General features: G+C 71.2%; 25 protein-coding genes and 1 pseudogene. 12 read left to right on the top strand and 14 right to left on the bottom strand.

Annotated elements, in window-relative coordinates; genetic code table 11:
- The first annotated feature begins 206 nt into the window (after window positions 1-206).
- Window positions 207-1,062, top strand: a pseudogene (locus MY520_RS25405) (IS5 family transposase).
- A gap of 85 nt (window positions 1,063-1,147) precedes the next feature.
- Here the strand turns inward: MY520_RS25405 and MY520_RS25410 are convergent.
- Window positions 1,148-1,393: a hypothetical protein gene (locus tag MY520_RS25410; protein WP_436695479.1), complete on the bottom strand. Its 246-nt coding sequence runs from the start codon at window positions 1,391-1,393 to the stop codon at window positions 1,148-1,150.
- Between the two features lie 10 nt (window positions 1,394-1,403).
- On the opposite strand from MY520_RS25410, the gene MY520_RS25415 reads away from it, so the two are divergent.
- The 4 genes from MY520_RS25415 to MY520_RS25430 all read left to right on the top strand — a co-directional run bounded on the left by MY520_RS25415 (window position 1,404) and on the right by MY520_RS25430 (window position 4,639).
- Window positions 1,404-1,979, top strand: a complete 576-nt coding sequence (locus tag MY520_RS25415; RefSeq protein ID WP_436695480.1) for a hypothetical protein — start codon at window positions 1,404-1,406, stop codon at window positions 1,977-1,979.
- Between the two features lie 52 nt (window positions 1,980-2,031).
- Window positions 2,032-2,610 carry a TetR/AcrR family transcriptional regulator gene (locus MY520_RS25420; RefSeq protein ID WP_436695481.1) on the top strand — a complete coding sequence of 193 codons (579 nt, stop codon included), beginning with the start codon at window positions 2,032-2,034 and terminating at the stop codon, window positions 2,608-2,610.
- Window positions 2,607-3,353 (top strand): maleylpyruvate isomerase family mycothiol-dependent enzyme, encoded by a 747-nt coding sequence (locus tag MY520_RS25425; RefSeq protein ID WP_436695482.1) that lies wholly within the window; start codon window positions 2,607-2,609, stop codon window positions 3,351-3,353. The genes MY520_RS25420 and MY520_RS25425 overlap by 4 nt, the downstream gene beginning before the upstream one ends.
- A 77-nt stretch (window positions 3,354-3,430) precedes the next feature.
- The gene (locus MY520_RS25430; RefSeq protein ID WP_436695483.1) at window positions 3,431-4,639 is read left to right on the top strand and encodes a cytochrome P450; all 1,209 of its coding nucleotides are present in this window, start codon (window positions 3,431-3,433) and stop codon (window positions 4,637-4,639) included.
- Window positions 4,640-4,883: 244 nt separating this feature from the next.
- Here the strand turns inward: MY520_RS25430 and MY520_RS25435 are convergent, their stop codons facing one another.
- Window positions 4,884-6,113: an acyltransferase family protein gene (locus MY520_RS25435; RefSeq protein ID WP_436695484.1), complete on the bottom strand. Its 1,230-nt coding sequence runs from the start codon at window positions 6,111-6,113 to the stop codon at window positions 4,884-4,886.
- A gap of 283 nt (window positions 6,114-6,396) precedes the next feature.
- On the opposite strand from MY520_RS25435, the gene MY520_RS25440 reads away from it, so the two are divergent.
- Genes MY520_RS25440 through MY520_RS25450 form a run of 3 tightly spaced genes read left to right on the top strand, consistent with a single transcriptional unit; the run spans window position 6,397 to window position 8,151 of the window.
- Window positions 6,397-6,645: a transposase gene (locus MY520_RS25440; RefSeq protein WP_436695485.1), complete on the top strand. Its 249-nt coding sequence runs from the start codon at window positions 6,397-6,399 to the stop codon at window positions 6,643-6,645.
- Between the two features lie 58 nt (window positions 6,646-6,703).
- Window positions 6,704-7,009 carry an antibiotic biosynthesis monooxygenase gene (locus MY520_RS25445; protein WP_436695486.1) on the top strand — a complete coding sequence of 102 codons (306 nt, stop codon included), beginning with the start codon at window positions 6,704-6,706 and terminating at the stop codon, window positions 7,007-7,009.
- On the top strand, window positions 7,006-8,151 hold the full coding sequence (locus tag MY520_RS25450) for an iron-containing alcohol dehydrogenase (RefSeq protein WP_436695487.1): 1,146 nt from the start codon (window positions 7,006-7,008) through the stop codon (window positions 8,149-8,151). The genes MY520_RS25445 and MY520_RS25450 overlap by 4 nt, the downstream gene beginning before the upstream one ends.
- Window positions 8,152-8,384: 233 nt before the next feature.
- On the opposite strand, the gene MY520_RS25455 is transcribed toward MY520_RS25450, so the two are convergent.
- Complete coding sequence (locus MY520_RS25455; protein WP_436695488.1) at window positions 8,385-8,630, bottom strand: hypothetical protein; 246 nt, start codon at window positions 8,628-8,630, stop codon at window positions 8,385-8,387.
- 1,391 nt (window positions 8,631-10,021) lie between these two features.
- Window positions 10,022-10,348 carry a PGPGW domain-containing protein gene (locus MY520_RS25460; protein ID WP_436695489.1) on the bottom strand — a complete coding sequence of 109 codons (327 nt, stop codon included), beginning with the start codon at window positions 10,346-10,348 and terminating at the stop codon, window positions 10,022-10,024.
- A gap of 646 nt (window positions 10,349-10,994) precedes the next feature.
- Between MY520_RS25460 and MY520_RS25465 the strand changes: the two genes are divergently transcribed.
- The 3 genes from MY520_RS25465 to MY520_RS25475 all read left to right on the top strand — a co-directional run bounded on the left by MY520_RS25465 (window position 10,995) and on the right by MY520_RS25475 (window position 11,876).
- Complete coding sequence (locus MY520_RS25465) at window positions 10,995-11,201, top strand: hypothetical protein (protein ID WP_436695490.1); 207 nt, start codon at window positions 10,995-10,997, stop codon at window positions 11,199-11,201.
- Window positions 11,198-11,365: a hypothetical protein gene (locus MY520_RS25470; RefSeq protein WP_436695491.1), complete on the top strand. Its 168-nt coding sequence runs from the start codon at window positions 11,198-11,200 to the stop codon at window positions 11,363-11,365. The genes MY520_RS25465 and MY520_RS25470 overlap by 4 nt, the downstream gene beginning before the upstream one ends.
- 331 nt (window positions 11,366-11,696) lie before the next feature.
- Window positions 11,697-11,876, top strand: coding sequence for a hypothetical protein (locus MY520_RS25475; RefSeq protein WP_436695492.1), 180 nt, complete (start codon window positions 11,697-11,699; stop codon window positions 11,874-11,876).
- A 623-nt stretch (window positions 11,877-12,499) separates the two neighbouring features.
- Here MY520_RS25475 and MY520_RS25480 read toward each other — a convergent pair.
- The 10 genes from MY520_RS25480 to MY520_RS25525 form a co-directional block, all read right to left on the bottom strand.
- Entirely contained in the window at window positions 12,500-13,036 is a 537-nt protein-coding gene (locus MY520_RS25480) for a hypothetical protein (protein ID WP_436695493.1), read from the bottom strand.
- A gap of 215 nt (window positions 13,037-13,251) precedes the next feature.
- Entirely contained in the window at window positions 13,252-15,105 is a 1,854-nt protein-coding gene (locus tag MY520_RS25485) for a peroxidase family protein (protein ID WP_436695494.1), read from the bottom strand.
- Between the two features lie 97 nt (window positions 15,106-15,202).
- Window positions 15,203-15,643 carry a hypothetical protein gene (locus MY520_RS25490; protein ID WP_436695495.1) on the bottom strand — a complete coding sequence of 147 codons (441 nt, stop codon included), beginning with the start codon at window positions 15,641-15,643 and terminating at the stop codon, window positions 15,203-15,205.
- A gap of 69 nt (window positions 15,644-15,712) precedes the next feature.
- A complete protein-coding gene (locus tag MY520_RS25495) occupies window positions 15,713-17,194 on the bottom strand; it encodes a Dyp-type peroxidase (RefSeq protein ID WP_436695496.1) in 1,482 nt (493 codons plus the stop codon).
- Window positions 17,195-17,235: 41 nt separating this feature from the next.
- Complete coding sequence (locus tag MY520_RS25500) at window positions 17,236-18,501, bottom strand: hypothetical protein (RefSeq protein WP_436695497.1); 1,266 nt, start codon at window positions 18,499-18,501, stop codon at window positions 17,236-17,238.
- Between the two features lie 8 nt (window positions 18,502-18,509).
- Window positions 18,510-18,791 carry a hypothetical protein gene (locus MY520_RS25505; protein ID WP_436695498.1) on the bottom strand — a complete coding sequence of 94 codons (282 nt, stop codon included), beginning with the start codon at window positions 18,789-18,791 and terminating at the stop codon, window positions 18,510-18,512.
- Between the two features lie 215 nt (window positions 18,792-19,006).
- Window positions 19,007-19,528 carry a hypothetical protein gene (locus MY520_RS25510; RefSeq protein ID WP_436695499.1) on the bottom strand — a complete coding sequence of 174 codons (522 nt, stop codon included), beginning with the start codon at window positions 19,526-19,528 and terminating at the stop codon, window positions 19,007-19,009.
- Window positions 19,529-19,993: 465 nt separating this feature from the next.
- Complete coding sequence (locus tag MY520_RS25515) at window positions 19,994-20,317, bottom strand: hypothetical protein (protein ID WP_436695500.1); 324 nt, start codon at window positions 20,315-20,317, stop codon at window positions 19,994-19,996.
- A 453-nt stretch (window positions 20,318-20,770) separates the two neighbouring features.
- Window positions 20,771-21,796 (bottom strand): AAA family ATPase, encoded by a 1,026-nt coding sequence (locus MY520_RS25520; RefSeq protein ID WP_436695501.1) that lies wholly within the window; start codon window positions 21,794-21,796, stop codon window positions 20,771-20,773.
- An 871-nt stretch (window positions 21,797-22,667) separates the two neighbouring features.
- The gene (locus MY520_RS25525; protein WP_436695502.1) at window positions 22,668-22,955 is read right to left on the bottom strand and encodes a hypothetical protein; all 288 of its coding nucleotides are present in this window, start codon (window positions 22,953-22,955) and stop codon (window positions 22,668-22,670) included.
- 1,019 nt (window positions 22,956-23,974) lie between these two features.
- On the opposite strand from MY520_RS25525, the gene MY520_RS25530 reads away from it, so the two are divergent.
- A complete protein-coding gene (locus MY520_RS25530; RefSeq protein ID WP_436695503.1) occupies window positions 23,975-25,204 on the top strand; it encodes an IS110 family transposase in 1,230 nt (409 codons plus the stop codon).
- The last annotated feature ends 141 nt before the right edge of the window (window positions 25,205-25,345 follow it).

Genomic DNA, 25,345 nt, shown 5'->3' on the forward strand with positions numbered 1-25,345 from the left:
TGTAGAAGGCGGTCGCGCGCTCGACGCTCTCGACCGGGCAGGTGATGAAGAGGCTCATGCGGTCCACACTTGCAAAATGCAAGTGTGACGTCAAGTCCCGGCCGCGCACTCAAAGTTGGACCGTGTTCATCGAGAGCTTTCGTTTCCGGCCAGGTGAGTCTTGAACGGTGACGCGGCAGGAGATCTCTGACGATGTGTGGTCCGTGATGGAACCGCTGATGCCAACGGTGACCGGGCGTTCGCGGCCGTGGACGGATCACCGGCTCGCTGTCGAAGGCATGGCGTGGAGGTTCCGCACTGGGGCGCCGTGGCGGGACGTGCCGGACCGGTTCGGGAAGTGGAACTCGATCCACAAGCGGTTCAACCGTTGGGCCGAGGACGGCACCTGGGGGAAGCTGTTGGCCGAGGTGCAGACGCAGGCAGACGCCGCCGGGAAGATCGACTGAGTCGTGTCCATCGACTCCACGATCGCGCGTGTGCATCAGCACGGCGCGACCCTCTCGCGGGACACAGGGGGCTCTGCCGAATCACGAGAATCCATGGCTCGAGCCGCCTGATCATGGGATCGGCCGCTCCCGCGGCGGGCTGACGACCAAGCTGCACCTGGTCTGCGACGGGCGCGGCAGACCGTTGGGGATGATGATCACCGGCGGGAACATCGACGACACCACGATGATGACCGCCGTGCTCGAGGACATCCGCGTGCCCCGCGCCGGGAAGGGTCGGCCGCGCACCCGCCCCGACCGAGTCCTGGCCGACAAGGGGTACCCGTCCAGAGCGAACCGAGCCTGGCTTCGCGAACGAGGCATCGCGGCGACGATCCCTGAGCGGAACGACCAGATCGCGCACCGCCGAAAAAAGCCGGGCAGGCCGATCGACTTCGGCGACCAGCAGCAGGAACGCTACAAGGGCCGCAATGTCGTCGAGCGCTGCTTCAACCGGCTCAAGCAGTGGCGCGGAATCGCGATGCGCTCCGACAAGCTCCTCCGCAGCTACCGCGCCGCCGTCAGCCTTGCCGCCACCCTGATCTGGATCAAATCAAACTCGATCTACACGGCCTAGCTAGCGCCGGTCACGATGGTGGCGCGCGTGCTGCGGCGACTGGTCCGCTTGTCTGGCATCTCTGAGACCTGACCGGGACGGCGGCTCAGCAGGTGATCGAGCCTGACCGCTGGGACTCGGTGCTGGTCCAGCCGTAGCTGGTGGACGTGGTGACCGTGAACGTGTACGTGGTCGGGGCGCCCTCTCGCTTGTCTGTGGTCACCGTCGAGGACGTGGAGCCGGCGGCGCTACTGGCGAAGGTGTAGACGCGCCCGTCGTCCCGGTAGTCCTTGATCTGGTAACCGCTGATCCGGACCGAGGTGCTGGGCTGCCAGGCCACGGTCACGTCCATCCAACGGGAGTTGGAGCAGCCGGCCCTCGTCGCCGTGACACCGGTCGGCGTCGCGATCGTGTCGGTGGTGATCAAGACGCTCCCGGTCGGCGCGCTGTCCATGAATGCCGCCGACGCCGCTACCGAGCTGCCGAGCACGATGACTCAGGCGAGGAACAGCACGGTGACGGTGCGGCGAGCGGTGGTCATCGATCCTCCTCTCCTGGCGACGGCTCGGACGCAGACGCGCTGGACGGTCGTGAACCATGGCCGCCACGTCGGCTGCGTGCTGCGCGAAGCGGGTCTGCGGTCCCGCGCCGGCATCGCCGCCGAGTTCCGCACGAATGGGCGGCAACGAGGGGGAGGCCGGGAAGGCATCCACGCCACGCCCGCCTCGCGTGAGGGAGCCGGCGCCAGGGCCTCCCGGCCGGGCGGCTCCGCTGGGGCCGCCGTCGTGCCGATGGGCCCAGCGTGTAGCGCGATGATCAAGTACGGAGACCTCGGAGCGAACGTGTGGGCGCCGACGCCGCACCGACCGCTCGGCGTGCTGCGGACGCCGCACCGCACCGATGTCGTCTGGCGTCAACTCGAGACGCCGCCATCGTAGTGTTCGGAACTACTCTTGTGGCGCCCGTCACAACGAGCGTAGTGTTGCCGCCGTGGGTAGTCGCCGCGAGGAACTCCTCGACGCCGCGATCTCCGTGCTCGGCCGGTCCGGGATGCACGGCCTGACCCACCGCGCGGTGGACGCCGCCGCGGGCCGGCCGCCCGGGTCCACTTCCAACCACTTCCGCACCCGCGATGCCCTGCTCTACGCGGTGGTGGAGCGGTTCGCCGCCCGGGAGCGGGCCAACTGGGAGACTCTCGCGACGACGATGTACCCCGTCACGCCGGAGGAGTTCGCCCGAGCGATGGCGGTGTTCGCGCAGGCGGCGACCGGGCCGCACCGGACACTGACCCTGGCCCGGTACGCCATCCTGGTGGAGGCCGGCATCCACCCGTCACTGCGCGCACAGTTGTTGGCGACCGGTGCCCGGGTCAACGCGTGGTTCATGAACTGGCTGCGCATCGCCGGCTCCACCGATCCCGAGCGCGACGCGCCGATGATCATGAATCACTGGACCGGGATCGTCCTTCACGAACTGGCCATCCCCGACCCGGCGTTCGACCCGTACCCGCAGATCGCAGCGCTGGTCAATGCCGTCGTCCGCCCACGTTCTGCGGAGATCCAGTCATGACCCACGGTCAGCCATCCCGCTCAGCCGTCACGGACTCCGACCAGGTCTGGCAGGTCATCGACGCGCAGCGCCGCAGTCTGGCCGACCTGCTCGACGACCTGTCCGGCGAGCAGTGGCGGCGACCGTCGCTGTGCACGGGCTGGACGGTGCGGGACGTCGCCGCGCACCTGACCCTGCAACAGCTCGGGTTCCGCGACCTGCTGGCGACGATGGCCCAGTGGCGCGGCAGCATGGACCGCACCATCCAGCACATCGCCTGCCGGCGCGCTGCCGCCGTGCCGACCGAGCAGATCGTCGCCGAGATCCGCGGCATGGTCGGCTCGCGGCGCCACACCCTGGGCGTCACCCACCTGGAGACGCTCATCGACATCCTCGTCCACGCTCAGGACATCGCCATCCCCCTCGGCCGCCGCCACGACATGCCTCCGCAGGCCGCGGCGGTCGCCGCGAACCGGGTGCTGTCCATGCGCTGGCCGCCGCCGCCTCCCGTCACCCGCAGGGTGGCCGGGTTCCGGCTGACCGCCACCGACACGTCCTGGTCCGCGGGTGAGGGCCCGCAGGTCCTCGGCCCCATGGCCGCGCTTCTCCTGGTGTGCACCGGTCGCATCGCCGCCCTGCCCCAGCTGAGCGGTCCCGGCGCCGCCGCCCTCGCCGCCCGCTTCTCGGCGCCCCCGCCTACACAGCCCCCGGCGACTCCCGCACCCGGGCCGCGATCCGCTCGGGCATCCCGTTCTCCGCACTGACCGGCGCCGTCGATCGCGCACGGTCTCTTCCCTGACCCTGGCGACGAGGTCCTGACCTCGGCGAAGAGGAGGCGGTCATGACCGAGGCGACCATCGCGGCGGCGTTCCAGCGTCGGTGCGGCGAGTTCGACCCGGATCCAGGTCTCGCCCGCCTGCGGGAGCAGGCGGGGATCGCGCGCGTGAGCACGCCGTTCGGCTGTGACGCCTGGTTGGTGATGCGGCACGCGGACGTCCGGCGGGTGCTGTCCGATGCTCAGCGGTTCAGCATGGGGCTCCCGCCGGACTTCTCCCGCCGCCTCGCCGACGAGGACATCAGCGACGAGGACGTCTACCGGGAGCGCGCCGGCGACCTGCTCTCCCACGACCCGCCCGAGCACACCCGGCTGCGCAAGATGCTCAGTCCTGCGTTCACGGTGCACCAGGTGCGCCGGCTGCAGCCGTGGATCGCGCACATCGTCGAGAACCACCTGGACGCGATGGATCGCGCCGGGCCTCCCACGGACCTGGTGCAGGCCTTCGCCCTGCCGATCCCGTCACTGGTGATCTGCGAACTCCTCGGAGTGCCCGACCAGGACCGGGCCCACTTCCAGCGGCTCACGAGGCGTCCGCTCGACCTGACGCTGTCTCCGAAGGAGCGGACGGCGTCCTTCCGTCAGGTCCGCGATTACATGGCCGGCCTGGCGACCCGCGCCCGCACTGACCCGGGCGGGCGGATGCTGGCCGCGCTGGCCCGCGAGCACGGGGACGAGCTCACCACCGATGAACTGGCCGCCATCAGTCACCTGATGCTCCTCGCCGGCTTCGAGACCACCACCAGCATGCTCGCCCTGGGCACGCTGGCCCTGCTCCGCCATCCCGACCAGCTGCGGGTCATGCGGGATCGGCCCGAACACGTCGACGCCGGCGTCGAGGAACTCCTGCGCTGGCTCAGCATCGTCAACAACACCACAGTGCGCATCACCACCGAGCCCGTGGAGATCGCCGGCCAGTGGATCGACGCGGGGGAGATGGTGCTGCCGTGCCCACCCGCCGCCAATCGTGATCCGAGGCTGGTGCCCGATCCCGACGTCCTCGACCTGACCCGCGGCGCCGTCGGGCACGTCGCCTTCGGTCACGGGGTCCACCACTGTCTCGGTGCGCCGCTGGCCAGAGCGGAGATGCGGATCGCCTTCCCGGCCCTGCTGCGCCGATTCCCCGGGCTGCGGTTGGCCCACCCACCCGCCGAGGTGCAGCTACGGGCCCCCGGCATCATCCACGGCGTGACCAGGCTGCCGGTGGCGTGGTGACCGAGACGCGGGGGATGGGCCGGTAGCTGACTGCGCTTCCTCGCCGGCCGCTCTGGCAAGCCGGGCCGCCGATGCCGCCGACGGCGGGGGGCGCTGCGGACGAGCCGGCCCGGTCAGCGGCTCCCGCTCACAGACAAGAGCGCACATGCCGACGGTCCGGCAGCACCGGAACCAGCAGGCGGGGTTCCCCTCCCGCTCGGTGGACGTCGCCGCCCCTCGCGACCCACCCGAGGCCGGGTTGATCTCAACCTCGGGGAGTTTCTCCCGCGAACAAGGCCCGGGTCACGGCCGTCCGGCGGACCAGCAGGTCGTAACAGGCAAGCGTGACCACCACGGAGGCGGCGCAGATGATCACGTACTTGGCCACCGGCCCGAGGTCCCAGGAGACGACGAAGAAGGCCACCACCACGACGACCGGCTGGTGGAGCACATACCACGGGAGTACGGCCTTTCCGACGTACCCGGTCGCCTTCAGCCGCTTCGAGCTGGAGGTTGCCGGCCCGCCGACGCCGATGTCGCGAGGGCGCTGGGCGAGTGCACCGGCGATCGCCAGTGTGGCGCACCATCCGGCGACCCCGAACGCGGCTCGTCCGGCGAGGCTGGTCCAGTTCCGGTCGAGCAAGGGATCGGCGCCCGGCGCGGTGACGAGCACCAGAATCGCGGCACTGAGGAGGAAGGCGGCGCAGGCGACCAGCCCGGCCAGGCGGGCATCCCGGCGGATGGCGTCTCGGAGGCGGCCATCGGCCGCCACCAGCACGCCGGCGACGAAGAACATCAGGTAGGCGAGGGGGTTCCAGGCTGCGATCCCCTCGTCGAGGCCCAGCACCGCCGTCACCGCTGCCATGATCACCGCAGGGATCAGCGTCGTTGCCGGCGTTCCGGCCGCGGTCGCCAGCCACTGAGCCGCTCTCCGGCCGCGGTCGGCGCCGAGCCACCACAGCAGCGGCAGGATCAGCCCCGAGTAGACCAGCAGGAGGACCAGGAACCACAGGTGGCCGGTCTCGAAGTACCGGCCGTCGGGGGCGGGTTGAAGGGCGAAGGGAAACTCCGACCAGTCCCACCGCACCCGGAAGAAGCCGGGGTAGAAGACCGCGTAGGACTCGGCGTAGGACGGGTCGGCGCGCAACCGGAGCCAGACGGGGAGCGGAACGAGCAGCACGGTCCCGGCCACGAGGGGGAGCAGGAGCCGGCGCAGGCGCCGGTGCAGGTAGCCGCGCGTTCCCCAGCGGGTCCACGAGTGCCACGCGCCCACGCCCGCGGCCAGGAAGAGGAGCGGCATGGCCCACAGCACGACCGGCGCGGCGAACGGGGTGAGGTCAGCAGTGCGGTCGTTCTTGACGTAGAAGTCGTCGGCCGTGTCGAAGACCAGTGCCGCGTGAAAGAAGATGAGGCCAGCCACGACGGCGGCCCGCGCCACGTCCAGCATCGGCCAGCGATCGAGTTCCTCGGAGGATCGAGCTCCGGCCGCCGTCATCGAGCCTCCGCCCACTCGCGCAGTCGGTGGACGCACGCTCTCACCAGTGGACGCCGCCGGGAAGGGGAACCGAACGACTGCTCGAGAACCGCTCCACGACGCTCCACGACGGTGCTCGTCGAGCACAACGGACATGAGTGGGGGGAGCCCGCGGGGCCTGCGGGTGCAACGACGTCCGCCCCCGGCGAGCGGACGTCGAGTTCGTCGCCGAGTACGACTGAGGCGTGTCTGACGGATCGTGGCGGTCAGGAGCGGCACGCGTCGGGCAATGCGACAGCATCGAATGGTGGTCTCCGATGAGGCGTGGGCCTGGATTGAGCCGTTGCTGCCGGTATCGTCCGGTCGGCGTGGCGGGCGGTGGCGCGGTCACCGGCAGGTGAACGAGGCGATCGCCTGGAAGTACCGCACCGGCTCACGGGGGCAGGAAGAGCCCGAGCAGTTCGGGCCGTGGCAGACCGCCTACGAGCGCGCTGGCACGTGCACCGGAGGCTCGGGGCTGGTCCTCCGGATCGCGTCGGTGGGTGGAGGATGACCGGCTGCACGTCCCGGAGCCTGGGGCGTCACCGATGCGACGGCGCCAGGGGGGCCTCATGCTCGTCGTTCATGTACACGTGCGGGTCAGGCCGGAGGACCTCGAGGCGTTCCTGGAGGAGACCCGGCACAACGCGTCGGCCTCCCTGCAGGAGTCCGGCGTCCGCCGCTTCGACGTGTTGCACGACGAGGCCGACGCCGCGCACGTGGTCCTCAACGAAGTGTACGTAGGCCAGTCCGCGGCCGACGCGCACAAGCAGACGGCGCACTACGCCCGCTGGCGCGACGCGGTCGCCGGGATGATGGCCGAGCCACGCACCTCGACGCGCTTCACCGCTGTCTTTCCTGGAGACGACGGCTGGTGAGCACCTTCGACCTGGCCGTACCGCGGCGGGTGCTGTTCGGCTCGGGCCGCGCCGACGAGCTCCCCGGGCTGCTTCTCGGCCTGGGGCAGAGAGTGCTGCTGTGCACGGGGGCGAACCCGGCACGTCACCGCCACCTGCTGGGCGATGTCGACCCGGTCGCCGTGGTCACCGTCCCGCACGAGCCTACGGTCGGCGACGTCCGTGTCGCGACCGGCGAGGCGCGCAGCGCCGACGCCGACGTGGTCGTCGCGATCGGTGGGGGCAGCGTGCTGGATCTGGGCAAGGCGGTCGCGGTGCTGCTCGGCAACGGCACCGATCCGGTCGACCATCTGGAGGTCGTCGGCCGCGGGATGCCCGTCGAGCGCCCCGGCGTGCCGTACGTCGCGGTGCCCACCACGGCGGGCACCGGTGCCGAGGCGACCGCCAACGCCGTGCTCAGCTCGCCGGAACACGGCCTCAAGGCGAGCATCCGCAGCCCACATCTGCTGGCTGCGGTCGCCCTGGTGGACCCGCTGCTCACGCTCACCTGCTCGCCGCCGGTGACGGCCAGCAGCGGGCTCGATGCGCTGACCCAGTGCCTGGAACCCTACGTCTCACCGCGGGGCAGCCCGGCGACCGACGCCATCGCGGCCGAGGGGCTGCGGCGCGGTGCCCGGGCACTGCGACCCGCCTACGACCACGGTGAGGACCGCGAGGCCCGGGTGGAGATGGCGCTGTGCAGCCTCTTCGGCGGCATCGCGCTGGCCAACGCCAAGCTGGGGGCGGTGCACGGCGTCGCGGGCGTCGTCGGCGGCATGGTGGACGCACCCCACGGCGCGGTCTGCGCCGCCCTCCTGGCACCGGTGGTCGAGGCGAACCTGCGAGCGCTGCGCGCGCGTGAGCCGGGTTCGGCCGGGCTGCGCCGCTACGCGGAGGTCGCCCGACTGCTGACCGGACGAGACGACGCCACCGTCGAGGACGCCGTGACCTGGCTGCACGAAACCGTCTCCGCGCTGGACGTGCCGCCCCTGGCGGCCGTGGGCCTGCGGCCGGCGCAGCACGCCGAAGTCGCCGAGAAGGCTGCGCGCTCCAGCAGCATGCAGGGCAATCCTGTGCGGCTCACCCCGGAGGAGTTGGTCGGGGTGCTCCACGCGGCGTCGTGACCCCAAAGGCAGTCGTCTTCCGTCCGGCCTGGCATCGGCGGCGATCCCTGTGGTCGATGCGCAGCGAACGCGCCGGTGCGGACCATGAGAGGTTCGCTGCGGGTAGGTGCGGTCCCAGGGTCGATGGCCCCGCAGCGTGCAGTCGCTGTTCGATCTCTCGTGTTCGCTGCCATGGCCGTGGGATGGGGCGTACCGGGACAGCATGTCGTCCGACCGCCAGCCGGCCAGCATGATCAGGTTTCGTTCCTGACCGCCGCCGGCCAGCCAGCGGTGGGCGAAGGTGTGCCGAACCAATTCGGGTGGACGTCGGCGATGCCGGCCTGCGGGCGCGCGTGTGGGAAACGTCGCAGGCGCCGTCGGGGGTCATCCGGGCCGCGCTGGCGGAGCAGCAGCCGCGTCGAGCGGGCGTAGGGACGCAGCGCGTGCTCGCGGAGGTAGCGGTCGACGGCCCGGGCGGTCTTCGCGCCGAACGGCACCACCCGGGGACGTGAGCCCTTGCCGGTGACGTAGGCCAGCTCCCCGGTCCAGGTCGATGTCGGTCACTGCGATCCCGCACAGCTCCGACACCCGCACGCCGGTGTCGAGCAGCAGTCGGGTGCCGACCGTGGAGGGCTCGGCGGTCTCGGCATGCTCGGCGAGCCAGGCGGAGATGGCGTGCCGGGTCAGCTCGTCGAGCACCGGCTCCCGGCCGCGGTCGGTCAGCCAGCGGCCGAAGTACCGGACGGATTGGCTGTAGAGCTCCATGGTGCGCGGCGCCTTGGCGGCGGCCCGCAGGTGTCGCCGGGAGGACGCCAGCAGGTCCTCGAGCCGGACCCACGGCGGCAGGTCATCGGGCGAGTGAGCGCTGTGCTAGTCCGCCCAGCGGGTCTCGGTGCGGGTGTCGGGGACCTCGGTGAGTTCGCCGGTGGCGGCCGCGTGCAGGCAGGTCCCTGGTCCTCGGAGATCTGCGCCTCGTCGAGGTCGCGGGCGAGCTGACCGGTGGAGGCCACGGTGGACACCCTCCGGTGGCTCTCCTTCATGAACACCGACGTCTCGGGGTTCCCGGGTATGACCTTCTTGCTCAGGTCTGCGACCGCCTGCAGCACGGACTCCATCGAGTGCTGCTGCAGTGACATGCTGACCAGCTGTTCGAGCCGCGGGCGGGCTCGTTACGGGGCGCGTCAGGATTGGGCATGGGTCGACTCCGATGCTGGGCACCGGGGTGGCGACCTCGGCGGAGGCCCCGCGAACACGCGCCGACTGTGCAACGCGCTGGTACCGACTGTACGCCGCTGCTGCCCCGATCGTTCCTCTCTTCCTGCGGTGATGGCTCCGGGGTCGGTACCGGCGTCCGCAGCGGCTGGTGCCGCCAATTCAGAAAGGGGCCTCACCGGACCGCCAATTCATTGTTCGCCAGGTAGCCATCGGCGCGCTCTGTCAACGGCGGCCGAAGTCTGACCCCCTGGAACCCGCCTGCCGCCAGGGGGTCAGTTTTCAGGCGCCGCCGACACGCTCAAGGGATGAAGCCGGGCTCAGCCACCGCGGTCTTGCTGAATTGGCCCGGGGGTCAGGCTCAGCCAGCCAAGCAGCCGGCTCGGCCGGGCCGCCTTACTCAGGCGTCCGCCGCGGTCGGGTTCTCACCGGTGTGGAGGATCGCGTCGGGACCTCTCGCAACTTCACAGCGACGTGGTTCGGACAACGGCGTAGTCAGCCGTATGCCGACGGACACAGCCGCCCGCTGACCTGAAGCAAAGAGCACCTGGGCCCACCCGGCCGGCGTCTGGCGGCGGTTCCTCCGTGGTCTCGACGTCTTCGGACGCCATGCGCGCCTGACGCGCGCGTACGGCTTTCGAGCCGCCACCTGAGCGTCAAGCGGCCGCCTCGAGCCGTGTCAGGAGGTGAACACATCGCCCATCCGGGCCACCAGGTGGAAGTGCCCCACTGACCACATCGCCACGGCCGCCAGGAGCAGACCGCCGAGGGTGAGGGCACCGGCACGGACCGGGTGCCGACGAGCGTGTTTCCACGCCTGCCGGGCCTTGGTCCGGAAGACGCCGAAGAGTCGATGGGCCCAGGTGAACTCGGTGGACCACACGTACAGCCCCAGCAGGATCGGGGGGATGGTGAGCGGACCGGGGAGCACGGTCAGGACGACTCCGGCGAGGATGCAGAGGAGTCCGGCCAGGAAGACAGCCCCCCGCCAGAGCGGCCCCAGCACTGACCGCCGGCGGAGCCGGCTCCGCCACGACGGCGGACCGGACGGGAGTGACTGTGCCGACCCGCCGGGCGGGGCCGGGGCTGTGGGGATGCTCGGCTCGGCGCGGGTGATCGATGCCGTCGGCGGCGCCGAAGCGGCCATGACTCACGGGCCTGACTCCACCGGCTGGCCGGCGGCGGTCGGAAGACTTCCGGTCCGGCATCGGCGGCGGGGGCCGGTGCGCGAAGAGGACCGGAGCACCATGCTACGCGTGATGCGGCGCTGCTCGGCCTCTTCCAGGGGCGAGAGAATCCGGGACACCCGGAACGGAAGCCGCACGGCTGACTTCGGTGAGCGCAGTTCGGCCGGGTGTCCGGGATCTTCCGCCGGACGACTGGTGTGAAACCGATTCGGATCGCCCGCCGGGAAATGTCTTGGTGCCCCTGGGATGCGCGTAGCTTTGTGTTCGACGCCAGTTCGGCGTCCAGCCCCTCCGCTGGCGGAGGGAGATCGGCGGTCCCTGATGGGACCAACCCAGGCACCTACGCGCAATGGCGCTCCTCAGGTCTTCGTCCCGCCGAGGACGCCCTCTGCTCCTGCGGTTCCTGCTCGCGCAACCGAGCCCGGGCGCCGGCCGCGACACCGGTGGCTCGGCCTGATCCCGGCGATGATCGCGCTGGTGATCATGCTCGTGTTCGTCTTCCAGAATCTCCGGGAGACCACGGTCAGCTTCCTCGGCTTCTCCGGCGGCGCGCCGCTGGGGCTCGCCCTGGTGGTCGCTGCCCTCCTGGGCGGGTTGATCGTGTTCGGCTTCGGTTCCGTGCGGATCGTCCAGCTGCGCAGGCTCGCCCGCGCCCGGGGACGCCGGCCGTGACCACGATCCGCACCATCCGCCGGCCGCACCCCGAGGCGCCGCCGGCCGTGCCGCCCGACCGCCGCCGGCGGACCGCTCCGGCACGCGGGCGGACTGCTCCTGATCGACGGGGGACGCTCGCCATCGCGGCGTGGGACTCCGAGGGCGGCTTCCAGCCGCGGTGACCCGGGCGCGTCCCGCCCCCGGTCCGCGTCCACCCGGCACCCCCGGGTGGACGGCGACCGGGTGGATCGCACCTGTCCGTCGCACCCGGTGGGCCGAGACGTCTCCCACTCGACATCCCCTTCCGCCCACTACAGCCGGCGGCGCGCCGACGCGGCCCCCGAGGGCACATGGCGCACAGACAGCACCGCGACCCCCGGGGACGAGGGCAGCGATGCTCGCCAGCCGTCCGATCCGCAGCCCGTCTACGCCCCTGGGCGCCCCGCATGTGCCCCCTCTCCGGCCGCGCCGGCCCCGCACGCCCCCCGATCCGCCTGACTCAAGGAGCACGCCGTGACCCGAGACCCGCGACTGCCGAACGCCGACCGCGACCGGCTGGACCTGCACAACGCCTGCATCGACCAGCCGACCGCGGCTGCCGGCAACTGCGGCACCACCGACCTGGCCAAGGGCCGGATCTGCCACTCCCCGGCGGGGCACGCCGACGGCTGCGACTTCCGGCCGGCGACGTGAACCCTCCCGGCCTGGTATGTCCCGTCATCGTTACCTCGGACCTGCATGGTCTTCCAGATGCGTCGGACCTCCCGATGAGGCAACTGGGGAAGGACTGGGGTAGGGCGGTCCCAGGTTCGATGGCCCGGCAGCGTGCAGCCGCTCTTCGAGCTCTCGCCTTCGCTGCCAAGTCGGGCAGGGACCAGCGCAGGACCGCAGCACCCAGCAGCGTCACCGGGGAAGGACTGGAGACGTTCGGAAGCCAGCCGCGAACGCTCGCGGGCCCTTGTGCCCGGCTCCACGAGTCCGCCCGTGCCAGCGAGGTCGGCCAGGCGAGGTCGGCGAGGGCCGCCATGCAGAGGGCGCCGATCTCCGCGCGCTCGACGGCGACGACGTCGCCCGGTTCCGTTCCGCTAGCCACGGTCATCCTCTCGAGGCTGGACGTGAGGGCGGCCATCCCGGCCGCGAGTTCCCGGTACCGCTGCGGGAGTTCGGCAGCCCGGGGGCTGCGGACGATCCTGCTGACGCGCGCACCCTCGTTGCCGGCGTAGGCCAGGGCCTCCTCGCCCATGCCTCGGTCCAGCGCTGCCCGTTGCGGGCCAGCTCGAAGCCCTCGGCGTCGGTCGCGGTCACCTCGCCGTGGTTCAGCGCGCCCAGCTCCTACTGGTCGTTGAAGACAGGTGCCCCGACGAGCCCTCTCGGGTGTCGCTCTCGTAGCGCACCCAGAGGTCGTCCTCGGTGACCATGCGGTGGGAGCGGATGCTCACCCGTTGCGTCACCCGCCGGGTGGCGGATGACGTTGAGCACCTCGCCGATCCGCCTCGCCGGTCTTCGCGAACAGCGGGTGTGTCCGTACCGCGATCCCGGCGTGGTGCCCTCGCGCTCGGCCAGGGCGACCAGCGTGTAGTCGAGGTCGGAATCGGTGACGAGAAGTCCCCGGGCGCGAACCGCCACTGGTCGTGGGGGCGTTCGGAACCGTCCTCGGCGTACTCGTAGCCGAACTGCACGGCCATCTGCTCGGCGTCCTCGCGCGTCTCGCACACGTGGTTGTTGGTCACGAGGAGCCGGTCGGTGACGAGCGAGCCGGTACGGATCGGCCGGACCGGCTGCCGGACGGGGGCCTCGACGACCCGGCCGACCGAGCGCGCCGCTTCAGCCCGCAGTCGAAGAAGTTCACCCACACCGAGTCGTGGGCCTCGGCGATCCCTTCGAGCTTGAGCCCGCGTCGCTTCAGCCGCGCGCTGCGCTGCTGCATCTCCTGGGCCCGTTCGCCAGGCTCAGCTCCCGCCGGCCGACCGCGGTACGAGCGGCAGCCCGATGGGCCGAACTGCCAGTCCACCGCTTCCCGATCGCCCGGAGCCGCTCGTCGTCCTGGATCACCATGGTCGTCATCCCTTCACCGCCCGGTGCCCGGCGACGGGCGCTGCCAGGGTGTGAAGGCGTTCGGCGCCGACCTCATCGCCGCCCGCAGCTCCGGGTGGTGCCGCAGGATCACCGAGGCCATGGTGTTCTCGGCCAGCCACTCCATCCCCGCCGCGGTGTACACGGCCGGGGTGAAGTCCTGGGTCAGGAACCGGTCGCTGTTCAGCCGGCGCGAGGCCATGACGATGAAGATGCGGAAGGCCGTGTCGCTGAACGCGAAGCCGGTCGGCAGACGCTCGGCGTAGAGGCCCACCATGAGGTCGACCTTCTCGATGTCCCCTCCGTAGAGCTTGGACATCTGCTGCGCCATCCCCGGGTCCTCCGTCAGCTCGTCGAAGTCCGCCGGTGGCCTGAGCCGCAGCAGCCGCCGGAACTCGCAGTAGCGGGGGACCCCCAACTCCCGGTGACGGAGGACGTCCACGGCGGCGAGGTCCATCAGGGTGCCGTCCGGCCGCTGGAACTCCTGCAGGAACTTGGGGAAGTTGTGCAGGGTCACCAGGCCGGGGTGCTCCGTCCCCAGGGAGTAGAGGAAATCGGCCATCGGCACGGTCTTCAGCAACGGCAGGGATGCCGGCCCGGACAGCTCTCGAAGGCTGTACGGCTCCGCACGGAGGCGCCGGTCGTCTTCGTGCGATCGCAGGTCGAACCAGTCCGGGACGAGGGGGTGCATCCGGTAGACGGCGCCGAACTCCTCCGTCAAGGAGAACGGGACCCCGTAGTCCTGCGTCGGCGACCCGGGGATACCGCTGATCAGCTCGCTGTCGCTGAGCCGGCCGAGCACCGTGCTGAGACGCTCGCCGGCCAGACCCCACCAGTTCGCCCGCAGGGCGATGACCGTGACGGGATGGCTGATGACGGCCGGCGTCCACTCCACGGTGTGGATCTTGGCGATCAGCGCGGCGACGATGAGGCGGGCGCGCTGGAAGATCTCCTCGTCCGGCCAGTGCGGGAACTGCTCCACGAGCATGTCGCAGACGGCGTTGTGCTCCCGGGCGAACAACGTCTGCAGCGGGACCAGCCCGAGCCAGAACCCCGGTTCGTGCATGATCGGGTGATCGCTCTTGGGCGCGGGCAACGTGCCGTCGGCCTCGACGCGGAGCTTGCCGCCCTCGAAGGTGCGGATGTCCCGCTGGTACTCCCGCGTCATGCCGTAGATCTGTGAGGCGTCCCACCAGTGCGTGCTGGTGTTGATCGACGTCCGCGGTGACGAGGCGCCGTCCGGCCGGGTCGGGTCCTCGGGGGTGCGCATGACCAGCATGGGGTTCACCGGCCACGGGTCGTCGGCCGCGAGCTCCACCCGCCAGGGGTCGTCCGTGGGGCTCTTCCCGTGGCTGAACCAGTCGCGGATCATCCACTGCAGCCACGGGGCGACGAGGGCGTTGACCGAAGTCGCGGGGACGAGGTCCTGCCGCGTCATCAACTGCCGGCTGACCTCCCGCGGACTGGGCTCGACCACCTCTGCCGGCTCCGGCCGACGCGCCGCGTCCAGCGGGACGTTCCTGCCGAACCGCGAACCGGCCATGCCGGCGGACGGCACCGCCAGGTCGTTGTACGTGCCGTCGAGGGTCCGCGCGGTCAGGACCCCGGGGGAGAACGGCGGCACGACCGGGGCGTCCGCGGTCGGCAGAACACCGGTGTCGATCAGGTTGTGCCGCCGGAGGGCGTCGCGCAGCCCGGTGAGGACGGCGAGTGCCAGCGGCAGGGGGAGGCGGTCCCAGCCCCGACGTCGGTCCAGGGCGGTGGCCGCCGCACGGATGACCGTCCACGGCAGCGAAGCGTGGTAGCCGCCCGAGGCACTCGTGGAGCTGCTCTTTCCTCTTCCGGCCATTCCTGGGTCCTCCTGCGTCGTTCCGGCGAGGTCCTGGTCCGGTGGCCGACCAGCGGGTTCGCGACGGCTCCGGCCTCTTCGTGGGATCACCATCGGCTCAGCGACGCGCCCGGGACCGGCACGGGCGAGTCAGGCCGCCGGCCGCTCGGCGCCGGGCCGGCGGCCGTGGTGGCTTGCGCAGGCCGACCAGCGCCAGGACCAGGTTCACCGCAGAGATCGCGGTGGTCATGGTTCCCGCGCGGGGCGGCAGGTCGCCCCTGCGCCACGCCAGGTAGGCCGAGACGGTGTCGGTGCCGTGGACGACGGGCGCCAGCAGCACGGCGTGCCGCCGGTCGGGGCCGTCCGGGCGCAGCAGGTCGGCGGCGATCAGCACGGTGCGGATCCCGAACATGCGCAGCGGATAGCGCATCCCCGGTTGCACGGACGGGTCGATGTCGAGACGGCGGATGACCGTGCCGGGGGCGAGGAGCCCGGCCGTCCCCATCGTCAGACGCACGCACGCGAGCAGGACCCGGGCGACGTCGGCCACTCGTGTCATGAGCGGGCCTTCCTGTCAGTGGGCGGGGGAGCGGACGGGGGCGAGAGCCTCTCGGCGTTGCAGCGGGGATCAGCCGTCCCGGGGCCTGGGCACCGCCTCCTGTGCCCACGGTCCGGCGGCCAGGTACGCCAGGGCGCGCAGCCCGGGCATGAACGCGTACGTGCCGCCGCGAACGCGCGTGAAGGTGGGGAGGCCGAGCAGGCGGTGGCGGACGGGGACGGCCGGGACCGGGAACAGGCCCGTGCCCGGGGCGTGGGCTCCCACGAGGGGGTCGGGGCTGTCCTGGAGGCCCGCAAAGGCCGGGTTGTTCAGCCAGGTGTGCTGGACGAACTCGAACTGCCGGCTGATGTTGGCGTTGAGGCAGAGGAAGTGCAGGCCACGCTCGGCGTCCCCGCCGTCCTGCGCTGCCGGGCCGTACCGCCGACCGCGGCGGATCAGCCGGTGCCGGTTGTTGACCTTCAGCGAGGCGTCGCTGCCCGGGCAGGGGTCGAGCGAGTCACGGGGGTTCGCGCGGCGCACGTGGGCGGCGACCGGGCAGCCCAGGCCGAGGGCGTCACCGTCGCGGTGGTACCGGAAGCTGTTGTCCACCGGTCCGGCGGGGACGTCGACCTCGGGGCTGACCGTCAGGGACGTGCCACTGCGCCAGCGTCCGACGATCTTCGCCGCCACCAGGTCGCGCGGCAGCCCGGTCCGGGCCGCCCACCGGTCCACGTGCTCCCAGAAGGCGGCGACGTCCTGCGCCAGGGTGCGGACCACCAGGTAGGTGCCGTTGCGGCCGAGGTCCACCTTGTCCCGGGCGTCCGGGGCCGACGGCAGCAGCCCCTCGGGGTCAGCTGTGGCGGGCAGGAGGGGTCGGCTGGTGTAGCGCCCGTAGGCGTTCGGGTGGCCGAGCAGGAACTCGCCGAGGGCGACATCGCCGTCCTGGGCGTTGCCGTGCAGTCCGGCGACCGCGGGCTGCGAGATCCCGTCGGCGAACCCGTGGTGGTCGTGGGGGGTCAGCGTCGAAGTGGCGAGGACGGCGACCTCGGCGACCCCGTCGGTGCCGGCCGCCGATCGCACGTCCTCGTGCAGGGAGTCCAGCTCCACGGTCGTGGCGGCGTAGAGGAGCAGCAGGATGTCCACGCGCGGGTTGCGCGGTCCGCCCCACGCCCAGCCCGCAGAATCGTGCTCGCCCACGTCGCCGAGGAACGCGCTCCGGCTGGGGGTGGCCATCCCCCCGGTGAACTCCAGCGAGAACAGCTCCAGAGCCGGACGGGGGAGGCCCAGGTGCGCCAGACCCGTGTGCGTGATGGCCAGGTTGAGTGCCCGAGCCGCATGGGTGCCGGACGTGCTGGTCACCTGCGGCAGCAGCCGGGACAGCAGCGCTCGTCCGGCGGCCTCGTCGTCGATCCGGACGCCCACGAACCGCGCCTCGGGGAGGCGGCCGTAGCCGCTGCCCACGAGGCCCTGTACATCTGCGCGGTCGAGCTCCCCGCGGTCGCGGGTGGCCCGGGCCACGACGGGGCCTCCCGCGACGGCCGGGGTGGAGGTGGTGCTGCTGGGCGAGCCCATCTGCGGTCCTCCTCGAGGACGGGACGCGGTACGGAGGCTGCTCAGAGCAGGGCCAGCCACTCGCGGGCCTGCTCGTCGGACAGGGAGCGCTGGGCGAGGCCCCGGCGGATGGCGGAGTCGATGCCGACGTTCAGCGCGGTGAGCCCCTCGTAGGCGGAGTACCAGACGTGGTTGAGCGCCTGGCGGTTGCGCAGGTAGTTCTTGAAGAGCTCCTCCTCACGGGCACCCCGCCAGAGGAGCAGGACGGTCGGTGGGTAGCCGGTCCCGTTGCTGAAGATCGCGTTGAGCCCCCAGGCGACCTTGTCGATGAAGTCGTCCATGTAGCTCTCGAGGCTGCCGTCGTAGGTGCTCACGAATGCCACACGCCCCGGGGACAGGTAGACCCATCGGGCGAAGTGGATGGTCTTCACGCCCGCGAGGCTGCCGCGGTTGAGGACGTGCCGGACGGCGTAGCTGATCGCGAACAGGACCGCGCGGGCCAGCCCGGCGCGGAACCGGCCGGGCTTGAGGAACCCGACGGCGGTGAATGCGTTGTGGGCGACGCGGTCCTCGCTGGCCCGCAGCCGCTCGACGGCAGCGGGGTCGGGGCGCCGCCGATCCGGGACGTCCCGCATCTCGTGCAGTCGCAGGGCGACGGCCACGAGGGGCAGGGACATCAGGAGCAGCGGGGACAACAGCACGAGAACCAGGAGCACCGCCACCCGGTGGACCAGCTCCCTGCCGCGCCACCACAGCGGAGGCCGTGGCGCGGGGACGGCGCCGAATCGCAGCTGCGGGTCGGTGAGGGCGTGGCGGCGCAGAACTGCGTGGACCCCAGCGGGCGCCAGGCCGGCGACCTCGGCGCGGTGCTCGTCCAGGTACGCCTCGAGGCCTTGTCGCAGGCGCGCCTCGGCGAGCACCTGGGGGGCGCCCCGGCCGACCGTGTTGACGTAGAAGGCCGCTTCGGGGACGCGGTGCGCCTGTAGCCAGGCCGTCCTGCTCGCCGGATCAGGCCATGCGGGGTAGTCGGAGCAGCAGGAGAAGGCCCGGTCGATGCCCTCGCTCGACACGTCCGCCAGGGCGCGCAGGTGCGCGTCCGCGGAACCGTCGACGTCGGCGGTGTAGAGCAGGCAGGGGGCGACCTGTCCTCCGTTCGGGTCGTCGGTCCCGTCAAGAAACAGGAGTCGCGCGAAGTGCAGGCCGGCGTGCTGCTCGAAGGCCAGGGCCGCACGCCCAGGTCCCGCCAGGTCGGCCAGGGCAGCCCTCACCCGTTCCGTCTGCGCGGGCGGCACCGGCGCCAGGAGGGTGACCGCGGACTGGTACGGCATCTAGCGCCTCACTGCTGCCGGAGGGTGAACCACCCGGCCCGCCTCCGCCACAACCAGGCGAGCCCGAGGTAGAGGTCGGGGGCCACCAGGCGGATCTCGTCGCGCACCATCCGGGCGACCAGGGACGTCTTCGAGTAGTCGATGAGGACGCAGTCCTCCCCGTCCACCCAGCTGCCGTCGTGCGAGAGTCGCGCCTTGATCGTCCGGATCCCGAACGGCCCGATGAGGTTCTCCAGGGATCGGGCGGAGTCGTCGGTGACCTTTCCCTGCCAGAAGACGAGGCGGACCACCGTTGCCAGGAGACCGCAGATTCGGCTCCCCGGGAACGGCAGTGCCGTGCCGGGCAGCCGGCCACGGGGGATCGCGCCCGCGGGGCTGGACCGGAAGAGGAGATCCAGCTCACGGTTGTCCATCTGTCTGAGAGCCCGCTCGTCCAGGGCGTCGGCAACAGCCGTCCGGGCGCTCCTCGTTCTCACGACAGCCTCCAGGGGGAAGGTCACAGGATTCAGGCGAAGACTTCGGCGCCCGTGGGTTCGTGGTGCTCGACGCCGTTGAGCTGCTGGCGCAGACGGCTCTGCTCCCGGTACAGGGCCTTCCGGCTGCGGTTGATCCCTCCGAGCGGGCGGTGGTCCGGCAGCGAGTGCCACGGGTTGACGCTCAGGACGTCGGCGAAGTCGAGTTGCGCCAGAGACGCGAACTCCTGCTCCCGGAGGATGTCCTGGGCGAGGTCGTCCGGTAGTCCGGAGAGGACGCGGAACTCGGCTCGTACCACGCCGTAGGTCCTCGCGTTCGCTCCCCGTTCGACCTTGCGAGTCGAGTAGCGCTGCAGCAGGTTCTGGCGGAACACCTCGATGATCCGCGCCGTCATGGCCGGTTCATCCGGGTGGATGCGCTCTTCGGCCGACCCCAGGTGCAGGTTCTGGCGGGACACGTTCTTGAGGAACTGCACGACCGACCGGATCAACCGGGCGGCGAGCTCTGCGGGCCGCCGGCTGACGAGAGGTTGCCGCCGCGCGACCGCGGCCACCCCGAACAGCGTGGCGCCGAGGAACGGGAGCAGCCCGCTGCCCAGCGTCGAGTCCGCCAGCGACGCAGCGACCGACCGACCGCGTGAGCCCGCGGGCCCGAGCGGTCCGGGGCCTGTGCGACCTGCCGGACCCAGCGGTGAACGACCGGAGTCCTCCGGGGGTCCGGCGTCCTGCCGCCTGTCGGGCGGTGAGCTTGATGTTCTGTTCATCACGGCTCTCCACCCCCCTCGACGGCCTGCCGGGCATCGTGGCCTCCGGGCGTCACCGTGCCGTGACGAGCGCGTCAACGGCCGCCCCCGTGCCACCGAGCTGCAGCGCACGGGGGTCCGGATCGGCGTCGCGCGCAGGCGCCGACCTGCACGGCGGGACCGCGGTCACGTCTCGGCTCGCCTCCTCCAGCATCAAGGGGCGGCCGTAGGTGTGAAGTGACCCCGTCGGCTGAACGCGCTGTTCAGCCAGCGGGGTCACTTCGCCTCGTCCTGTTCGGGGGTTGCCCGACGTCCTTGATGAGGACGGCATGGTGGACCCGGCGCGGGTTCGGGCCGCCGCCCAGGACCTGATCGCTGCTCGGAAGGGGTTGGCCCGTTCGTCTCGGCCAGCTCGGCGAGCCAGGCGGAGATCGCGTGCAGGGTCAGTTCGTCGAGCAGCGGCTGGCGGCCGCGGTCGGTGAGCCAGCCGCTGAAGTAGACGACGGACTGGTTGTAGAGCTCGATCGTCCGCGGCGCCTTCGGGGCGGCCCGTAGGTGTCGCCGGAAGGACGCCAGCAGGTCCTCGAGCCGGATGGTCACGGCGGCAGGTGACCGGGCGAGTTAGGGGTGTGCTAGCTGCCCAGCGACCGCAGACTCACTCGTCCTCGCCGGTAGGCCGCTTGGCGGGCTCGGCTGCACCCGCATCGGCTCACCCGGCATCTACGGTGAGCGGGACCCGATAGCGCTGTTGAAAGCGATGAAACCGCAGGTCGCGCGTGAGCGTCAGTGGGTGGGCTATCGGGCGAGTTCTCGCGCCCAAGATTCGCGCGGACAGACACGCCGTGCCGCGTCGACCGACGTTCACGGGAGCCAGGTTCGCTGCGACACGAACGCGCGACGGGCAGGCGTCCTGCAGTCGCGGGGGAGCGGGAACGGCTTGCCCGCGGGGAGACGTCTACTGCGCTTGGTCCTTGTCGGGCCGGTTGCAACACGAGGCCGGGGGTTCACCGAAAGCTCGAGTCACAGCCGTGACGTCACCCGCCGTCCAGGACGTCACCCGAGCCAGCGTTGCCATCGAGAGGGCTCGGGTTCACGCGCTGGCTCCTCGCCCAGCGCGCGGGCAGCCTCGGCGATGTCGTCCGCGGTGAGCGTCGTTACGTCGGCACGGTCGAGCGAATCTACGCTCCGGTCCTCGTCGCGCGTCAGCCGCAGAGCCTGGCGGTTGAGAGCCTGTTCGAACAGCGTGCGGGCGAAGCGCGCGTTGCCGGACTCCTCACCGGGGCGGAGGCCACCGAGGATGCGGCGGAGCGTCACTTCGGCGCCAGGCTCCAACGCGTACTCGTGCTGGGCCAGGATGATTGCGAAGATCGCTTCGAGTTCGTCCGTCGAGTAGTCGGGGAACCTGACCTCGCGAGCGAACCGGGAGCGGAGGCCGGGGTTCGAGAGCAGGAACGACTCCATCAGCCGGGGATAGCCGGCCACGATCACCACGAGGCGATGGCGGTGATCCTCCATGCGCTTGAGCAGGACCTCGACCGCCTCGGGCCCGAAGTCCAGCCGGCCGTCGCCCTCGGGGGCCAGCGAGTAGGCCTCGTCGATGAACAGGACGCCGTCGAGTGCCCGGCGGATCACGCGGTCGGTTTTGATCGCCGTCGCACCGACGTACTGTCCGACCAGAGCGGCCCGATCGACCTCCACCAGGTGGCCCTTCTGCAGCAAGCCGACCGCCCGGTACATCTCGGCCAGGAGCCGCGCCACCGTGGTCTTGCCCGTGCCCGGGTTTCCGAGGAACACCAGGTGCTGGGATGTCGCCACCTCGGGCAGGCCGTGCGTCTTGCGGCGCGCCTGCACTTGCAGGAAGGCGACGAGCGCTCGCACCTGCTCCTTCACTGTCTCCAGTCCAACGAGCGCATCGAGTTCCGCCTGCAGCGCTGAGAGCGGCCGAGCCGGCCCGGGGCGGCCGCCGAAGAGGTCGCTCACCAGGTCGTCCACACCCCGCAGACCGGGGCGCGGAAGTTGATCGCCCAGGCGACCGACGGTCTCACGCAGGTCGTCGAGTGGCTTGCGCTTGGAAGCCATGCCCGGAGCCTAGGGGCCACGGAGGCGGAGGATCCGTCGTGAGGGCCCAGGAGTTGGTCGTCGGTGGGGTCGATCACCGCCCACCGCAGCCCTGGTTCGGCGAGCTGACCGGTCCGCGTGGGGCGGTGGTGGGCAGCGGGGACTGCCCAGGGTTTGGGTGACTGCTTGCCTGTGAGGCTGCGGCCTTGGGCTTCGCTGGAAGGACCAAGGCGCGTCACCCAGTTGCGTCGGCCCGTTGATCCGGCGCCGTTGGCCAGGACGGTCGCGCTGGTCCTCGCCCGTTGGCGCACCAGCACAGTTCCCTGACTCTGCCGCCAGCTCTGAGGGGCACCTCTCAGCGTGGCGGCGCCGTACGGACTGCCGACGGCCAGGGGGTGCAAGGCGTGATCGGTCGCCTCGGCTGCTCGGTCGTGGTCGGGACATCAGGTGAACAAGCGTCGTGCGCCCGTCCCCAGCTCTTGCGAGCGCCGCCGTTGATCAAGCGGTCAGGCGTCTTCGCTGGTCAGTCTCCTGGCGCGGCTGGGCTGGACCCGCATCGGCTCGCCAGGCATCTTCGGGGAGCGAAACCCGAAAGCGCTGTTCAGAGCGGCAAAACCGCAGGTCGCGCAGGAGCGTAAGCGGGTGGGTTATCGGGCGAGTTCTCGCGCCGGAGATTCGCGCAGAAACCACTACCCGTGCCCTACGACCACGCCACCGCTCACGGTATCCCCGCTTGGTCCGGCACGACGCTCGACCGAGCCACCATCCACACACGGGGCGGAGGGGCGATGGGTGCCCGGGTGCAGGGGGAGGGCCTTCGTGTCGAATCCGACGACCGCCAGCGCATGCTGACCTGACTGCCCGCAGGCGCTTCTGGGGGCGAGCCCGTCGACTACTGCGGCTGGTCCTCGTCCGGCGGCCCGTTCCCGTCCCCGACGGCGGGCTTCTTGCGTCGCGCCTGTGCCGACCGCAGGGCGAGGCGGGCGAAGTAGGCCTTTCGGGCATGCCCCGCTCGGCGTGCCCGCTCCTCCGGGGGCAGCACGCCGTCGGGGTCGACTTGGCGCTCGAAACGGTCCAGCAGCGCGCGACGCGCCGGCTCCGTCCGCGCGCTGGGATCGGTGGTCTTGGCCCACGACTCGTGCGCGGCGAGCCGCGCGATCAGCGAGCGGTCGGCCGTCATGGAGACGAGGCTGCATTGACTTCTCGAGTCCGTCTCCGGCGACGCGACAGCAGCCGACGGCAGTGCCGAGGTTCCGGAGGCCCATGTCTCCAGCAATCCACCCACTGACCACCCGCGCCAACGGGAGGGCGCGGAAGGCTCCAGTACTTCTGCAGTTTGTCCCCGCGCACCTTGGCCACCCGGGAGCAGAAGGGCCTGATGCTCCGGTTCGTCCGGTGTCGTCTCTACTGGAGGACGGCCGGAGGTCGTTCGTCAGTACAGCTGCGGGGCGCTGCTCAAGCGGGCGCGGCGCCGATAGGTCCTCAGGACCGGCTCCATCGACCTCGCCAGTGCAGGAAGATCCCGGTCGTACACGCGACCGTCGTCCAGCTGGGTCGCGAGCTCGTTCAACAGCCTGGGCCAATCTCGACGAGTAGGCGCCGCCGAGATCCGAACCTCGACCCGCCTTTCGACGACCTGAACCGCCGCTCGCCCGGAGGCCGCCGCTCGTGCCTGCTCCCAAGCCCGATGCCGGCAGGTGGCCGAACACCACTTGGGAATCGGTCCGCGGCTTCGCGGCGTGATCGGCCCATCGCACCACCCGCAGGCCCTCGCCGCGGCCCTTCTTTCGCGACCGTCAACCTCGGCCTCGACCGCGTCCGCGCGCTTCGTCCGTACACGCTGGACGCGCTGACGCCGTTGTCTCTCGCGCTCCCGCCGTCGAGCCCGGTACTCAGGACTACCACTGGTTCCCATGCCAACTACTGTGCCGACGAGGCTCTAGTAACCCGTCACCACGAGTTCCGGGACCGCAGGTGCAAGAGGTGTAATCCATCGCGATCTTGATCGCCGCCCTTGGCGATGAGAATGCTTATGGGGTCCGGCGACGTCGACACACAGTGGTGCGGGCGAGCCCGCAGAGGTGTATGACGCGGGGTCCTCGGGTGCCCCCTTGATTGCGGCTGCGAGCGCGTGGGTCTGTCTCCAGGCAGAGGGCCCTCCGGACGCCCATCGGGGTCGACCAGGGGGAGGGATCGGAGATGGAAGTCCTGTACGAGCGGGTCGCCGGGCTCGATGTCGGCAAGGCGACGCTGGTGGTCTGTGTGCGCACGCCCGGCCCGCGGGGGCGGACGAGCGCGACGCGGACGTTCCCGACCACCACGCGCGCGCTGGGCGTGATGCGGGACTGGCTGCTCGCCGAGGGGGTGACGATCGCGGCGATGGAGTCGACCTCGACGTACTGGAAGGCGCCGTTCTACTGCCTGGAAGAGGTCCTGGACACCTGGCTGGTCAACGCCGCGCACATCAAGGCGGTGCGGCGCCCCAAGACCGACGCCCGCGACGCGGAGTGGATCGCCCAGCTGCTGGAGTGCGGGCTGCTGCGCCCGTCGCTGGTGCCGCCGCCGGACATCCGCCGGTTGCGGATGCTGACCCGCTACCGGGTGCAGCTGATGGCCGACCGCACCCGCGAGGTGACCCGGCTGGAGCTGATGCTCGAGGACGCCTCGATCAAGCTGTCGGCGGTGGCGGCCAGCCTGACCAGCGTCTCCGCGCGGGCGATGCTGACCGCGCTGATCGAGGGAGAACGCGATCCGCAGGTGCTCGCCGACCTGGCCAAGGGCAGGATGCGCCGCAAGATCCCGGCCCTGACCGAGGCCCTGACCGGGCACTTCGACGCCGGCCACGCTCAGCTGGCCCGCACCATGCTGCACCCGCTGCAGCTGATCGAGGACGCCCTCGCCGAGCTGAACACGGTCATCGCGACCGCCTGCACACCGTGGGCGCACCAACTGGAACTGCTGCAGACGATTCCCGGAGTGGGGGAGAAGGTCGCCCAGGTGATCCTGGCCGAGACCGGCGGGGACATGACCCGGTTCCCGACCGCCGAGCACCTGGCCTCCTGGGCCGGGCTGGCCCCCGGAGTGCACGAGTCGGCCGGCAAGCGGCTGCCGACGGCCGCACCACACGGCAACAAGTGGCTGACCGCGATGCTGGTCGAGGCAGCCGGCTCGGTGGGCCGGATGAAGGGCAAGAACTACCTGGCCGCGCAGTTCGCCCGGCTCACCACCCGCCGCGGCATGAGCCGGGCGGCGGTGGCGGTGGCCCACTCCATCCTCGTCTCGGCCTACTTCATGCTGCAGCGTGACGAGCCCTACTCCGAGCTCGGTGCCGACTGGCTCCGCCGGCGCAACGACGAGGCGCACACCCGCCGGCTGGTCGCCCAACTCGAACGCCTCGGGCACACCGTCGTCCTCGATCCGGCCGCCTGACCCAACTGCAGAAGAACTGGAGGACGGGCTTCGCCCGCCCGCGCTGACGCGCGCCTGCACCTCACCTATTCACGGGTCTGTAACGGTTGCGATCTTGATCGCTGCCCTTGCTGATGAGAATGCTGTCGGGGTCCGGCGACG

Source organism: Geodermatophilus sp. CPCC 205506 (genome assembly GCF_051383635.1).
In the GTDB taxonomy this organism is placed as follows: Bacteria; Actinomycetota; Actinomycetes; order Mycobacteriales; family Geodermatophilaceae; genus Geodermatophilus.